The following is a 12,776-nucleotide window of genomic DNA, read 5'->3' on the forward strand; positions in this document are numbered from 1 at the left end:
GCGTCCGGCAGCCGCACCGCGACCGAACTCATCGCATCGCAAGGGAGCACGCATGGCAACCCGCGCCGTCGCCCGCCGTCAGTCCACGAGCAGCGCTCGCGCCGTGGGCGGGGAGATCGCAGACCGCGACCTGGTCGGCATGTACCTCGACGAGATCGCGCGCACCCCGTTGCTCGACGCGGCCAAGGAAGTGGAGCTCTCGCAGATCATCGAGGCGGGCGTGTACGCCCGGCAGATCCTCGACGACGCGATAGAGCGCACGGGGGAGACCCCGGCCCGCGAGGAGCTGGAGGCGCTCGCCGCCGAAGGCCAGCGCGCCAAGGAAGTCTTCATCCGTTCGAACCTCCGCCTGGTCGTGGCCGTCGCCCGCCGCTACCCGCGCAGCGGCCTGCCGCTGCTCGACCTCATCCAGGAGGGCAACGCCGGCCTGGTCCGCGCGGTCGAGAAGTTCGACTACGCCAAGGGCTTCAAGTTCTCCACGTACGCCACGTGGTGGATCCGCCAGGCCATCACCCGCTCCATCGCCGACCAGTCCCGCACCATCCGCCTCCCCGTCCACCTGGTCGAGGAGCTCGGCCGGATCCGCCGGGTACAGCGCGAGTTCAACCGCGAGAACGGCCGCGACCCGGAGCACGCGGAGGTCGCCGCCGAGCTGGAATCGACGGCCAAGCGCGTCGGCGACGTCCTGGACTGGGCCCGTGACCCGGTCAGCCTCAACATGGCGGTGGACGACGACGGCGACACGCAGTTCGGTGACCTCCTTGAGGACACCTCGGCCATCTCCCCGGAGCAGTCCGTGCTCTCGCTGCTGCGCAGCGAGGAACTGGAGGACCTCCTGGGCAAGCTCGACCAGCGCACCGCGTCGATCATCAAGATGCGTTACGGCATCGACGACGGTCGGGAGCGTACGCTGACAGAGGTGGGCAAGCAGCACGGTCTGACCCGTGAGCGGATCCGCCAGATCGAGAAGCACGCGCTGCTGGAACTGAAGAAGATGGCGCGTGACACCGGCTTCGACGCCGTGGCCTGACCGGCCCGCGAAGGAGCCCCCTCCACGAGCCCCCGGCACCTACCCCCCCCAGGTGCCGGGGGCTCCCTCGTGCCACGCAGCCGGGCCGGGGCCTGGCCCGCGCCCCGGCCCCCTCCCCGGTGCGGAGCCCCCCGGCGCGCCGCCCCCGGCTACGCCCCCGCCGCCGAGCTCAGCCGCTCCGCGAGCCCCCGCGCGCTGTCCGCCAGCGCCGCCGGCTCCCGTACCGCGAACCCCAGACCCGTCAGCGCCAGCCGCGCCGCCACCCATTCGGGCGCCTCCCCGGTGTCGAATCGCACCCGGCAGCCGCCCCGCTCCTCCACGGCGTCCTCCCGCAGCCACCCCGGCAGGGCCTCCAGCGGCGCCGTGAAGGTCACCTCCACCCGGTACGTCTCCCCGCCCCGCAGCCCCCGCCGCACGAACTCCTCCGCCTCCATCGGCAGCACCCGCGCCACGAACCGCGCCCCCGTCGCGAACGGCTCGCTCACCCGGTCCACCCGGAACGTCCGCCAGTCCTCGCGCTCCAGGTCGTACGCCACCAGGTACCACCGGCTCCCGGTGCTCACCAGCCGGTACGGCTCCACCAGGCGCCGCGTGGCCGCCCCGTCCCGGGCCCGGTAGCCGAACCGCAGCCGCTCCGGCCCCGCCACCGCCGCCGCCATCGTCGTCAGGGTCCGCGGGTCCACCGTCGCCCCGTCACCCCGGGACACCGCGACCGTGGCCGACTGGAGGGCGCTCACCCGGCGGCGAAGCCGCGACGGCAGAACCTGTTCGAGCTTCGCCAGAGCCCGTACGGACGCCTCCTCGATCCCCTCGATCGCGTGTCCGGCCCCCGCCCGCAGCCCCACCGCGATCGCCACGGCCTCCTCGTCGTCCAGCAGCAGCGGGGGCATCGCCGCGCCCGCCACCAGCCGGTAGCCGCCCTCCGAGCCCAACGTGGCCTCCACCGGGTATCCCAGCTCCCGCAGCCGGTCGATGTCCCGCCGGATCGTGCGGGCGCTCACGCGCAGCCGCTCCGCCAGCTCGCTCCCGGGCCATTCGCGCGGTGTCTGGAGGAGGGACAGCAGGGTGAGCAACCGCGCCGGGGTGTCGTTCATGGCCCCAGGTTGCCGGCGAAATAGGTCACCGTCTGACCTACATGCCGTCTAGGTTCTCCCCATGAGCACCGAGACAGCCAAGGCATCGCCCGAAAGAGAGAACGGGCCCGTACCAGAAGAGCGGAACGACACCCTCCTTACCGACGCATCCGGCGCCTCAGGCGCCTCAGAGGCCGCGGCCGTCGCGGCCGCCGCCCCCGCCGACCGCCGCCGCTGGCTGGCCCTCGCCATCGTGATGACCGCGGCCTTCATGGACCTCGTCGACGTCACGATCGTCAACATCGCGATACCCACCATGCGCGCGAACTTCGGTGCCTCCACCAGCGCGATCCAGTGGATCACCGCCGGGTACGCGCTCGCCTTCGCCGCAGGCCTCATCACCGGCGGCCGTCTCGGTGACATCTACGGTCGCAAGCGCGTCTTCCTCCTCGGCATCGCCGGCTTCACCGCCGCCTCGCTGCTCTGCGGCATCGCCGCCAACCCCTCCATGCTCGTCGCCTCCCGCGTCCTCCAGGGCGCCATGGCGGCCCTGATGGTCCCGCAGGTCCTGGCGATCATCCACGTCACCTTCCCGCCGCACGAGCGCGGCAAGGTCTTCGGCATGTTCGGCGCGATCGTCGGTCTCGGCGCCGTCTCGGGCCCGATGCTCGGCGCGCTGCTCACCGAGTGGAACCTGTTCGACCTCGAATGGCGCCCGATCTTCCTGATCAACCTGCCCGTCGGCATCGCCGGCGTGCTCCTGGGACGCAAGTTCATCACCGAGTCCAAGGCCCCCAAGGCGCTGCGCCTCGACCTGGTCGGCGTGGTGCTCGCCACCCTGGCCCTGGTCATGCTGATCTTCCCGCTCACCCACGGCCGGGAGAACGACTGGCCGCTGTGGGGCTTCGTCTGCATGATCCTCTCGCCGGTCGTCTTCGCGGGCTTCATCGCCTACGAGAAGCACAAGATCCGCAAGGACGGCTCCCCGCTCGTGGAACTGTCCCTCTTCAAGGTCAAGAGCTTCGCGGGCGGCATCGCCGTCCAGCTGACCTTCGGCATCGCGACCGGCATCTTCTTCCTGGTCTGGACGCTGTACATGCAGATGGGCCTCGGCTGGAGCGCCCTGCGCGCCGGCACCACCGGCATCCCCTTCTCGATCGCCGTCTCGGTCGCCGCGGGCCTGTCCGTCCAGAAGCTCGTACCGCGCTTCGGCCGCAAGGTGCTCCAGGCCGGTGCGCTCACCATGGCCGCGGGTCTGCTCCTCTACATCTGGGAGTCCGACCACTACGGCATGGCGATCGCCTCCTGGCAGATGGCCGCCCCGCTGGTCGTCATGGGCATCGGCATGGGCCTGATCGTCGCGCCGCTGACCGACACCGTGCTCTCGCAGGTGCCGCGCGAGCACGCCGGCTCGGCCTCCGGCCTGATCAACACCACCGGCCAGATGGGCAACGCCCTGGGCCTCGGCCTGACCTCGGTCGTCTTCTTCGGGCTGATCGACGACGACCGGGTCCTGGGCGCCCCGTACGTCGAGGCCTTCCGCGGCGCGCTGTGGTGGGTCGCGGCGGTACTGGTCCTGATCTTCGCGGTGATGTTCATGCTCCCGCGCGCGTCGGTCCCGATGGAGGAGCGCGAGGGCGCCCACTAGCCCCTCTCGTCGCTCGCCACACGTCACGGCGAACGGGCATGTCCGCTCCGAAGAGCAGGCATGCCCGTTTGTTTTGTTTTCACCGGCAACTGGGCGTACCGTGCCAGGTAACAGACACAGTCGGGCATTCGACGGACGTGAACGGACCTGAATCCACGTGTACGCACCTGAACGCCAGCAAGAGATCCTCCGCCTGGCCCGCGAGGCCGGCCGGGTCGACGTCCTCTCCCTCGCCGACCGCTTCCAGGTCACGGCGGAGACGGTGCGACGCGATCTGACCGCCCTCGACCGGGCCGGCCTGGTCCGGCGGGTGCACGGCGGAGCCATACCGGCCGGCCGCCTCGACTTCGAACCCGACCTCACCGAGCGCGAGGCCACCGCCGCCGACGAGAAGGACCGCATCGCGGCCGCCGCCCTCGCCGAGATCCCCGACGGCGGCAGCGTCATCCTCGACGCGGGCAGCACCGTCGCCCGGCTCGCCGCCGCCGTCCCCGTCGAATCGGCGCTGACCGTCGTCACCCACGCCCTGCCCGCCGCCGCCCGGCTCGCGGACCACACCGGCGTCGACCTCCACCTGGTGGGCGGCCGGGTCCGCCACCGTACCCGCGCCGCCGTCGACGCCTGGGCGCTGCGCGCGTACGGGGAGATCCGCGCGGACGTCCTCTTCCTCGCGACGAACGGCTTCACCCCGGACGGCGGACTGACCACCCCCGACCTCGCCGAGGCCGCCGTCAAGAGCGCCGCCATGGCCGCGGCCCGCCGGGTGGTCCTCCTCACCGACTCCTCGAAGGCCGGCCAGGAACACTTCGCGCGTTTCGGCGCCTTCGCCGACATCGACCTGCTCATCACGGACACGGGGCTCGACCCCGCCCACAAGGCGGCGATCGAGGCCGCCGGTACGGAAGTTGCGCTCGTATGATCCTCACCGTCACCCCCAACCCCTCCCTCGACCGGACCTACGAGGTCCCCTCGCTCGACCGGGGCGACGTCCTGCGGGCCACCGGAGACCGGGTCGACCCGGGCGGCAAGGGGGTCAACGTCTCCCGTGCCGTCGCGGCGGCGGGCGTCCGCACGACCGCGGTCCTCCCGCTCGGCGGCGCCCCCGGCGCGCTGATCGCCGAACTGCTGGGCGCGCAGGGCGTGGACGTGACGGCGGTCTCCATCGCCGGCCAGACCCGCTCCAACATCTCCCTCGCCGAACCGGACGGCACCCTGACGAAGATCAACGCGCCGGGTCCGGAACTCGCCCCGCAGGAATCGGCGTTGCTCCTGGAGACGGTCCGCACCCACGACGGCGGCCCCACCTGGATCGCCTGCTGCGGCAGCCTGCCGCGCGGCCTGCGCCCCGAGTGGTACGCCGAACTGGTCGCCCGGGCCCATGAAGCCGGCGCCCGGATCGCCCTGGACACCTCCGGACCGGCGCTCCTCGCCGCCCTCCCGGCCCGCCCCGACGTCATCAAGCCGAACGCCCACGAGCTCGCCGCCGCCGTCGGCCGCCCGCTCGCCACCCTGGGCGACGTGCTCGACGCCGCCCGGGAACTGCGCTCGCTGGGCGCACGGGCGGTACTGGCCTCCCTCGGAGCCGACGGCCAACTGCTCGTCGCCGCCGAGGGCAGCCACTACGGCACCGCCCCGGCCGCCGAGATCCGCAGCAACGTCGGCGCGGGTGACGCCTCCCTGGCCGGCTTCCTGATCGCCGGCGGCGCCGGCCCCGAGGCTCTCGCCTCGGCCCTGGCCCACGGCGCGGCCGCCGTGCAACTGCCCGGCAGTGCCATGCCGACCCCCGCCGACCTGCGCCCCGACGCGGTCCGCGTGACCCGAGACCTGCCGCTGGACCTCCCCCTGACCGAACCCGCCGCGGTCTGAAGCGCGCGAAGGAGCCCGCGATGAGCGAGATGATCACCCCCGATCTGGTCGACCTCGACCTGACCGCCGACTCGAAGGAGGCGGCGGCGCGAGCGCTGGCGCTGCGGATGCTGTCCCTCGGCCGGGTCACCGACCTGGACGGGTTCCTGGCGGACGTGGCGGCACGCGAGGCGCAGATGCCGACCGGCCTGGAGGGCGGGATAGGCATCCCGCACTGCCGCAGCGCGCACGTCACCACCCCCACCCTGGCTTTCGGCCGGTCCGCCGCCGGGGTGGACTTCGGGGCGCCCGACGGCCCCGCCGACCTGATCTTCCTGATCGCGGCGCCGGCCGGCGCCGACGACGCCCACCTGTCGATCCTCTCCTCCCTCGCGCGGCGCCTGATGCGGCCCGAGTTCGTGGCGGCCCTGCGAGCGGCCGGCACCCCGGCCGAAGCCGCCGCCCTCGTCGCCGGCGACGACACCCCCGCACCGAAGCCCGCCGAGACGGCCCCGCAGCCGTCCGCCCCGCAGCCGAACGAACAGCAGCCGTCCGCCCCGCAGTCGAACGAGCCGACGACGCCCGCCGCCCCGCAGTCGAACGAGCCGACGACGCCCGCCGCCCCGAGGGCCGCCGCCCCGACCCCAGAGGCCGCCCCCGACGCCGAAGGCGCGGCGCGCCCGTTCCGGGTCGTGGCCGTCACCTCCTGCCCCACCGGCATCGCGCACACCTACATGGCCGCCGAGTCCCTCCAACAGGCCGCCCGGGCCGAGGGCATGGAGATCCGGGTCGAGACCCAGGGCTCCGCCGGGTTCACCCCGTTGGATCCCGCCGACATCGCCGCGGCCGACGCCGTCGTCCTCGCCCACGACGTACCCGTCCGCGACCGCGCCCGCTTCGCCGGGAAGGCCACCGTCGACGTCGGCGTCAAGACCGGCATCAACCGCCCCGCCGAACTCCTCGCCGAAGCCCGCGAGAAGGCGGCCCGCGGCGAGACGGGGACACCCGCCCCGACCTCCGTGGAACAACAGGGCCGGGAGACCGACGGCCACGGGGCGCGGTTGCGGATCTGGCTCATGTCCGGCGTCAGCTACATGGTCCCGTTCGTCGCCGCCGGCGGGCTGCTCATCGCCCTCGCCTTCGCCATCGGCGGGTACGAGATCAACACCGCCCCCTCCGTGGCCGAGCACTTCGTCTGGACCGAGGCCGCCAGTTGGGCCGCGCTCCTCTTCCAGACGGGCAGCCTCGCCTTCGGCTTCCTCGTCCCCGTCCTCGCCGGCTACATCGCCTACGGAATGGCCGACCGCCCGGGACTGGTCCCCGGCTTCGTCGGCGGCGCGGTCGCGCTCACCATCAACGCCGGTTTCCTCGGCGGTCTGATCGCCGGTCTGATCGCGGGCGGCACCGTCCTCGCCGTGCAGCGGATCAGGATCCCGACCGCCCTGCGCGGGATCATGCCCGTGGTCGTCCTGCCGCTCATCGGCTCCGCCGTGACCGCGTTCCTGATGTTCCTGGTCGTCGGCAAACCGGTCGCCTCACTCCAGAAGGCCCTCACCGACTGGCTGTCCGGGCTCTCCGGCGCCAACGCGATCATCCTCGGCGTGATCCTCGGCCTGATGATGTGCTTCGACCTCGGCGGCCCGCTCAACAAGGTCGCCTACGCCTTCGCCATCGGCGGACTCGCTTCCCCCAACGAAGGCAGCCTGAAGGTCATGGCCGCGGTGATGGCCGCCGGCATGGTGCCGCCCCTGGCTCTGGCCCTGGCCACCACCGTCCGCGGCCGGCTCTTCTCGAAGACCGAACGGGAGAACGGCAAGGCCGCGTGGTTCCTGGGAGCCTCCTTCATCACCGAAGGCGCCATCCCCTTCGCGGCGGCCGACCCGCTGCGGGTGATTCCGGCCGCCATGGCCGGCGGCGCCGTCACCGGCGCCCTCTCGATGGCCTTCGAGTGCACCCTGCGGGCTCCGCACGGCGGCGTCTTCGTCATCCCGCTGATCGGCAACCCGTTCCTCTACCTGGTCGCCATCGCCGCCGGCACGATCACCGCCGCCGGCCTGGTCATCCTCCTCAAGGGACTGCGCGGGCGACCGCAGGCCCCGGCGGACGCCGACGGCGAGGCCGGCGCCGAGAACGCGCCGGTCACCGTCGCCGCCTGACCGCCCGGCCGTACCTCACCGAACCCGCGCGCGGAGCTCCATCGCTCCGCGCGCGGTGGTCTCGCTCTCGTAGACCTCGCACATGTGCCGCCCGTCCGGCGTCGCCGTGTGCTCGACCTCCCACAGGCTGACCTCGGTCCCGTCCAGCAGGACGAACGCGTGCTCGTACAGGCTGAACCCCGCGTCCCGCCCGGACACCAGGCTCCGCCTCCCGCCGAACGCCTGGGTGATCTGGTGCGCGTACGCGGACCGCAGCCGTTCCGCCAACCCCTCGCCCGGCCGGTCCACGTTCTCCGCGCGACGCAGCACCCGCCGGGCGTGGTCGGCGGACTGCTCCACCGTGTACTCCCGGTGCCGCAACGCCGGAGCCGGCGTCGCGAACAGCGCGCCGAGCGAGGCCACGTCATCCGTCGGGCCGCTCCCGGACGCGGACGCCAGATCCCGGGCCACCCGCGCCGGGACCTCGCCGAAGATGCGGGCCACGGCCAGGCAGAGGTCCGACCTGCTCGCGAACACCTCGTGCCGGACGGCCCGATCACCCTCCTGCCGGTACGCCAGCTCCCACAGCGACTCCGAACCCCCGTCGGCCAACAGGTACGTGTGCCAGTGAGTCTCCCGCCACAAACCCGCCGAGGGGCTGTGGTGCGTGGTGGACAGCGAGGAGCTGTGGGCGAGCGCCGTCCCGAGGCGCTCGACCAAGCGGTCCGGCAGATCGAAGGAGTTGAGGGCGCGGCCCAGGAGTCGATCGAGGTGCGCCTCGGTTGTCTCGTACGGATCGCTCAAGGTGGGTCTCCAGGCCGTCGCAGCTTGTCACTTCGCAGAAGCTCAACGTAACGCCTGGCTCTGACATCACGTCCGGGGTTCGGTAAAACGTCCGGGAAGCATCGGGGGTTCCCGCCACCCCTTCAGGTCAACTTGTGTACGAATAGGCATGGTTGGCCCCGGTCTGGGGCATGGCGCGCGACCATGGGTCACATGGCAACGAACACAGTGGGCGTCCCGCGACAGCAGGGCCGCCCCGACACCCGACGCGAGGACCGACCCGACGCCCCCGGACGGGGGTTGGCGTGGCTGCTCGTGCTCACGGGGGCCGCGGGCGTGCTGGCCTCCTGGGTCATCACCCTCGACAAGTTCCTCCTGCTGGAGGACCCGAACTTCAAGCCCGCCTGCAGCCTCAACCCCGTGGTCTCCTGCGGCAGCGTGATGAAGAGCGACCAGGCGGCCGCCTTCGGCTTCCCCAATCCCATGCTGGGGTTGGCGGCGTACGCGGTCGTGGTCTGCGTGGGCGCGGGCCTGTTGGCCGGCGCGCACTACCGGGGCTGGTTCTGGCTCGGCCTGAACGCGGGCACCCTCTTCGGCACCTGCTTCTGCGGCTGGCTGATGGTCCAGTCCCTCTACGAGATCAACGCGCTCTGCCTGTGGTGCTGCCTCGCCTGGGTGGCGACGCTGCTGATGTTCTGGGCGGTCACCGCCCACACCGTCGGGACGGGCATCCTTCGGGCGCCGGCCCCGGTGCGGAGCTTCTTCGCCGAATTCGGCTGGGCACCGCCCGCGTTGCACCTCGGCGTGATCGGCATGCTGATCCTGACCCGGTGGTGGGAGTTCTGGACGAGCTGACGGTCGGCGACACGCGAGGGCCCCGGCAGCTGGTGGCTGCCGGGGCCCTCGTCACATCGCTCCACGGGCACCGACGGCCCGGACGTGAGGGGGAGCGGAGATCAGCTGCCGAGGGAGCCGTTGCCGGACAGGACCGGGATGTTGTCCAGGATGTGCGAGAGCGGCTCGTCGCCCTTGGCCTGGGTGGAGTTCTCGGTGCACTGCTGGTTCTGCGGGTTGGACAGGACGTTGATGTCCTGGACACCGATGTTGAGCAGGGCGACCAGCGACTGGGCGTTGACCTTGGCCGGCAGGCCGATGCAGGGCTTGTTCAGGGTGCCCTGGACCAGGCCGAGCTGCGGGCTCAGGTCGCCGCTGGTCTTCTGGTTGCCGTAGATCTGCGAGGCACCGTTGCCGTTGACGGTGTTGACCCCGTTGTCGTTGCCGATGGCCATGGCCGGGGCAGCGGCGGCAGCGCCCGCGCCGACGGCAACGGCGGAGACCGCGGCGGCGGTCATGATCTTCTTGAGCATCATTGGTCCTTTTGTCGCACGAGTGCCCGCTAGTGGAGCGCCCTGATCAACTGCCCGGTGGCGGGGTTGGTTCCGCTGCTTCACTCAAACGGCCCGCTTGGGGCGCGCTTTTCCCCACCCAGGGTGAGGCGGCTCCGGACGCGTGCGCGAAGGCCGTACGCAGCCCTCAGTGGGGTGGGCCCGCGACGTTCCGGTTGCGGAGTGTGCGAGGTGTTCGCACGGTGGGTAAGGAAGCGGATCGCTCGGGTCCGCATTCGTGCGACCACCAGAAGGAAGATTCATGCACCGCAAGAAGTCGTTCCGCGCCCGCGTCCTCGTCCCCTCTGCCCTCGCGGTCGTCATACTGTCCGGCGCCGTCGCCCCCGCGAGCGCCGCCGACAGCGGTGCGGGCGCGGCTCTCACCCGACGTGTGGAGGCCGTACAGGGACAGATCGAAGCCATCGAGGCCCGCGCGGCCGCGGGGCCCATTGACGATCTGCTCGCCACGCTCCGCACGACGTTGGAGGGGCTGCTCAAGTCCCTGGAGGGCCTGCTGCCGGCCGGGGTGAAGCTGCCGCAGATCCAACTGCCGACGCTGCCCGCGCTGCCGGAGATCCCCACCCTCCCGCAGCTGCCGGTGGAGGTCCCCAAGCTCCCGGCGCTCCCCGCCGTACCGGCCGTCCCGGCGGTGCCCGCGGTGCCCGCCGTTCCTGCCCTGCCGGCGAACCTGGTGCCCGACGTCCCGGAGGTCCCCGACGTGCCGTAGAGCGGCCCGGAAGGGCGCCGTGGTTACGACTATTGGGCTGAACAGGTCTGATTCGGTGCCCACCCGTGTCGTTTGGGAACCAGAACCGTTTCGCTCGGTGTGAGCCCCGGGATCGGGGCAGGACGTCGAAGAGAAGGTGCACTTCCCATGAACTCTGCTGCCAAGAAGGCCGCCGTGGCCCTGGCCTCCGCTGGTCTCGCTGTGGCCGGTGCCGCGGGCGCCGCTTCCGCCGACTCCTCGGCCGAGGGCGCGGCCGTGGGTTCCCCCGGTGTCCTCTCGGGCAACCTGGCCCAGGTGCCGGTCCACATCCCGGTCAACGTCTGCGGCAACTCCGTTGACGTCATCGGCCTGCTGAACCCCGCGTTCGGCAACGTCTGCGTCAACGACTGACGTCAGTCGACCTCGTGACTGTGGGCGCCCCGGCCTCGCCGGTGGCGCCCACGGTCATGTCGCGTCCGGGCGGGTTCAGCGACCGCCGTTGAGGTCCACGCCGCCGAGCGCCGGGGAGGCCTGGGTGGCACCGTTCGCGAGCTTGAGGGTCTCGCCCGGCAGGTCGTTGCGGGCCTTGTTGAGCGTCTGCACGGTGCCGACGACCTTGCCGAGGCTCTCGCCCTGCTCGGCCAGCGCCTCGTTGGGAAGGTTCTCGGTGGCGCCGGTGGTGGCCGTCAGGGCGTCACTCAGTCCCCCGGTCAGGCTCATGGGGGGCATCGCGGCCGGGGCCCCGGCGGCGAAAGAGGGAGACGCGGCGCCGAGGAGGGCCACGGAGCCGGCGACGACAGCGGCGACCTTCGTGAACTTCATTTTCGAAATCCTTTTCCAGCGGCGACCGTCGCGCCGCTTTCGACCTGGCTAACGATTCCCCGCCGATACGGAAACGCGCGACCGAACACGGCAACGGCCGGAGAATCCATCAGGGATTCTCCGGCCGATATCTTTTCTGATTACCGGGATTGCCGGTCAGGCGATACGGGACCTTCGGTACAGAATGGCGCCGCCCAGGATCAGGGCCGAGGCGAGGACGGCCGCGGCAGCCGGTTGACCCGCTCCGGTGGCCGCCAGTTCGCCCACCGCGGCCGGCGCCGGGACGGCGACCATCGGCGGGAGGGCGGGGGCCGGCGCGGTGCCCGGAACCGGTGCGGGCGACACCGGGGCCGGCGCCGGGGGCAGGTGGACGGGAAGGTCACCGCCGGGAACGGCCGGAGGCTGGTCCGCGGGGCGTACGACCTCCGGCGCCGGGGCCGGAAGCGTCACGGGCATGCTGCCGCGCGGCGGCCCGGTGACCTCGTCCTCGAACGACGGACCCGGGGCGGGCGCCGGGAGCGTCTTGGGCTGCTCCCACTCGGGCTCGGGCGCCGGAAGGGTCTTGGGCGCCTCCTGCGCCGGGGCGGGCGCCTCGGGCATCGGAACCGGCCGGGGCAGCGGCTTGGGGGCCGGGTGCTCCGCGACGGGCCCCGGCAACGGGTGCGGCAGCGGCCTCGGCGCCGGGGGCGCCGGGTGGGGCACCGGGGACTGGTGCTCCGCCTGCGGCCGGGGCTTGGGGTTCGGGGGGCCGACCGGCGGGTGGTCGTCGCACTCCTCCTCCGCACTCCCGTGGCCGCCCTCGTCGGACCCGCCGTAGCCGCCCTGGTGACGGGGCTCCGCGTGGCGGGGCGCCGCGTGCCGGGGTGCCGCGTGCTTGGGTGCGGCATGCCTGCGCGCCTGCCTGGGGGGTTCTTCGTCCCGCTGCTGCGGCATCGCGTGCCGACCGCCCCGGCGCTCGTCGAGATAGCGCTCGAACAGCTCGGCGTGCTCGGGGCTGAGGTGGCGCTCGTGGTCGTGGGCGGCGTCGGAGCCGGTGGTGGTGGCGCAGGTGTTGCCCATCGAGGGGTTGAGCGCGGCACCCCCGTCCACGCTGTTGCCGCAGACGTTCGGCGCGAAGGTGATCGGTACCGAGACGCTGTTGCCGGAGAGCACCCCCGGTGAGTGCGAGGCCTCGGACATGGCCGCGGGATGCGCGTGGGCCGCGCCGGTCGCGATCGACAGCAGGCTGGAGGCGGCCGCCGCCGTGAGCATCCCCTTGCCCAGCACCTGTCGGCTCAGTACCTGTCGCATGGGTCCTTCCCTGTCTACCGGCGCTCGGGCCGGTGGTGGATCGAAGGTGGCCTCGGAGT

13 protein-coding genes are annotated in these 12,776 nt (G+C 72.4%); 8 read left to right on the forward strand and 5 right to left on the reverse strand.

What is annotated here, in order from left to right:
- Positions 1-52 precede the first annotated feature (52 nt).
- Positions 53-1,030 (forward strand): RNA polymerase sigma factor RpoD/SigA, encoded by a 978-nt coding sequence (locus tag ACIRO3_RS20560; protein ID WP_404138688.1) that lies wholly within the window; start codon positions 53-55, stop codon positions 1,028-1,030.
- 149 nt (positions 1,031-1,179) lie between these two features.
- Here the strand turns inward: ACIRO3_RS20560 and ACIRO3_RS20565 are convergent, their stop codons facing one another.
- Positions 1,180-2,124, reverse strand: coding sequence for a YafY family protein (locus ACIRO3_RS20565; protein ID WP_366150150.1), 945 nt, complete (start codon positions 2,122-2,124; stop codon positions 1,180-1,182).
- A gap of 61 nt (positions 2,125-2,185) precedes the next feature.
- On the opposite strand from ACIRO3_RS20565, the gene ACIRO3_RS20570 reads away from it, so the two are divergent.
- The 4 genes from ACIRO3_RS20570 (at position 2,186) to ACIRO3_RS20585 (ending at position 7,752) form a co-directional block, all read left to right on the forward strand.
- Positions 2,186-3,751 (forward strand): MFS transporter, encoded by a 1,566-nt coding sequence (locus ACIRO3_RS20570; RefSeq protein ID WP_404138691.1) that lies wholly within the window; start codon positions 2,186-2,188, stop codon positions 3,749-3,751.
- Positions 3,752-3,908: 157 nt separating this feature from the next.
- The gene (locus ACIRO3_RS20575; RefSeq protein WP_365999916.1) at positions 3,909-4,670 is read left to right on the forward strand and encodes a DeoR/GlpR family DNA-binding transcription regulator; all 762 of its coding nucleotides are present in this window, start codon (positions 3,909-3,911) and stop codon (positions 4,668-4,670) included.
- Positions 4,667-5,617 (forward strand): 1-phosphofructokinase, encoded by a 951-nt coding sequence (gene pfkB, locus ACIRO3_RS20580; protein WP_404138694.1) that lies wholly within the window; start codon positions 4,667-4,669, stop codon positions 5,615-5,617. Before ACIRO3_RS20575 ends, pfkB begins: the two co-directional genes overlap by 4 nt.
- A 20-nt stretch (positions 5,618-5,637) precedes the next feature.
- On the forward strand, positions 5,638-7,752 hold the full coding sequence (locus ACIRO3_RS20585; RefSeq protein WP_404138697.1) for a fructose-specific PTS transporter subunit EIIC: 2,115 nt from the start codon (positions 5,638-5,640) through the stop codon (positions 7,750-7,752).
- Between the two features lie 15 nt (positions 7,753-7,767).
- On the opposite strand, the gene ACIRO3_RS20590 is transcribed toward ACIRO3_RS20585, so the two are convergent.
- Positions 7,768-8,535 (reverse strand): DUF6227 family protein, encoded by a 768-nt coding sequence (locus ACIRO3_RS20590; RefSeq protein WP_404138700.1) that lies wholly within the window; start codon positions 8,533-8,535, stop codon positions 7,768-7,770.
- A gap of 183 nt (positions 8,536-8,718) precedes the next feature.
- Between ACIRO3_RS20590 and ACIRO3_RS20595 the strand changes: the two genes are divergently transcribed.
- Entirely contained in the window at positions 8,719-9,369 is a 651-nt protein-coding gene (locus ACIRO3_RS20595; RefSeq protein ID WP_404138703.1) for a vitamin K epoxide reductase family protein, read from the forward strand.
- Between the two features lie 101 nt (positions 9,370-9,470).
- On the opposite strand, the gene ACIRO3_RS20600 is transcribed toward ACIRO3_RS20595, so the two are convergent.
- Positions 9,471-9,881: a rodlin gene (locus ACIRO3_RS20600; protein ID WP_361783972.1), complete on the reverse strand. Its 411-nt coding sequence runs from the start codon at positions 9,879-9,881 to the stop codon at positions 9,471-9,473.
- 280 nt (positions 9,882-10,161) lie between these two features.
- Between ACIRO3_RS20600 and ACIRO3_RS20605 the strand changes: the two genes are divergently transcribed.
- Positions 10,162-10,626, forward strand: a complete 465-nt coding sequence (locus ACIRO3_RS20605; protein WP_404138705.1) for a hypothetical protein — start codon at positions 10,162-10,164, stop codon at positions 10,624-10,626.
- Positions 10,627-10,773: 147 nt separating this feature from the next.
- On the forward strand, positions 10,774-11,016 hold the full coding sequence (locus tag ACIRO3_RS20610) for a chaplin (RefSeq protein WP_053679635.1): 243 nt from the start codon (positions 10,774-10,776) through the stop codon (positions 11,014-11,016).
- A 75-nt stretch (positions 11,017-11,091) separates the two neighbouring features.
- Here the strand turns inward: ACIRO3_RS20610 and ACIRO3_RS20615 are convergent, their stop codons facing one another.
- On the reverse strand, positions 11,092-11,427 hold the full coding sequence (locus ACIRO3_RS20615; RefSeq protein ID WP_361783879.1) for a hypothetical protein: 336 nt from the start codon (positions 11,425-11,427) through the stop codon (positions 11,092-11,094).
- A 156-nt stretch (positions 11,428-11,583) separates the two neighbouring features.
- Positions 11,584-12,717 carry a chaplin family protein gene (locus ACIRO3_RS20620; RefSeq protein ID WP_404138709.1) on the reverse strand — a complete coding sequence of 378 codons (1,134 nt, stop codon included), beginning with the start codon at positions 12,715-12,717 and terminating at the stop codon, positions 11,584-11,586.
- Between the last annotated feature and the right edge of the window lie 59 nt (positions 12,718-12,776).

It is taken from the genome of Streptomyces sp. NPDC102278 (assembly GCF_044766345.1).
Taxonomy (GTDB): Bacteria; Actinomycetota; Actinomycetes; order Streptomycetales; family Streptomycetaceae; genus Streptomyces.

What these genes read in the sequence shown, in the direction of transcription:
- pfkB (WP_404138694.1), top strand. Translation starts at nt 4,667, where the DNA reads ATGATCCTCACCGTCACCCCCAACCCCTCCCTCGACCGGACCTACGAG.
- ACIRO3_RS20570 (WP_404138691.1), top strand. Translation starts at nt 2,186, where the DNA reads ATGAGCACCGAGACAGCCAAGGCATCGCCCGAAAGAGAGAACGGGCCC.
- ACIRO3_RS20605 (WP_404138705.1), top strand. Translation starts at nt 10,162, where the DNA reads ATGCACCGCAAGAAGTCGTTCCGCGCCCGCGTCCTCGTCCCCTCTGCC.
- ACIRO3_RS20615 (WP_361783879.1), bottom strand. Translation starts at nt 11,427, where the DNA reads ATGAAGTTCACGAAGGTCGCCGCTGTCGTCGCCGGCTCCGTGGCCCTC.
- ACIRO3_RS20620 (WP_404138709.1), bottom strand. Translation starts at nt 12,717, where the DNA reads ATGCGACAGGTACTGAGCCGACAGGTGCTGGGCAAGGGGATGCTCACG.
- ACIRO3_RS20610 (WP_053679635.1), top strand. Translation starts at nt 10,774, where the DNA reads ATGAACTCTGCTGCCAAGAAGGCCGCCGTGGCCCTGGCCTCCGCTGGT.
- ACIRO3_RS20565 (WP_366150150.1), bottom strand. Translation starts at nt 2,124, where the DNA reads ATGAACGACACCCCGGCGCGGTTGCTCACCCTGCTGTCCCTCCTCCAG.
- ACIRO3_RS20600 (WP_361783972.1), bottom strand. Translation starts at nt 9,881, where the DNA reads ATGCTCAAGAAGATCATGACCGCCGCCGCGGTCTCCGCCGTTGCCGTC.
- ACIRO3_RS20595 (WP_404138703.1), top strand. Translation starts at nt 8,719, where the DNA reads ATGGGTCACATGGCAACGAACACAGTGGGCGTCCCGCGACAGCAGGGC.
- ACIRO3_RS20560 (WP_404138688.1), top strand. Translation starts at nt 53, where the DNA reads ATGGCAACCCGCGCCGTCGCCCGCCGTCAGTCCACGAGCAGCGCTCGC.
- ACIRO3_RS20585 (WP_404138697.1), top strand. Translation starts at nt 5,638, where the DNA reads ATGAGCGAGATGATCACCCCCGATCTGGTCGACCTCGACCTGACCGCC.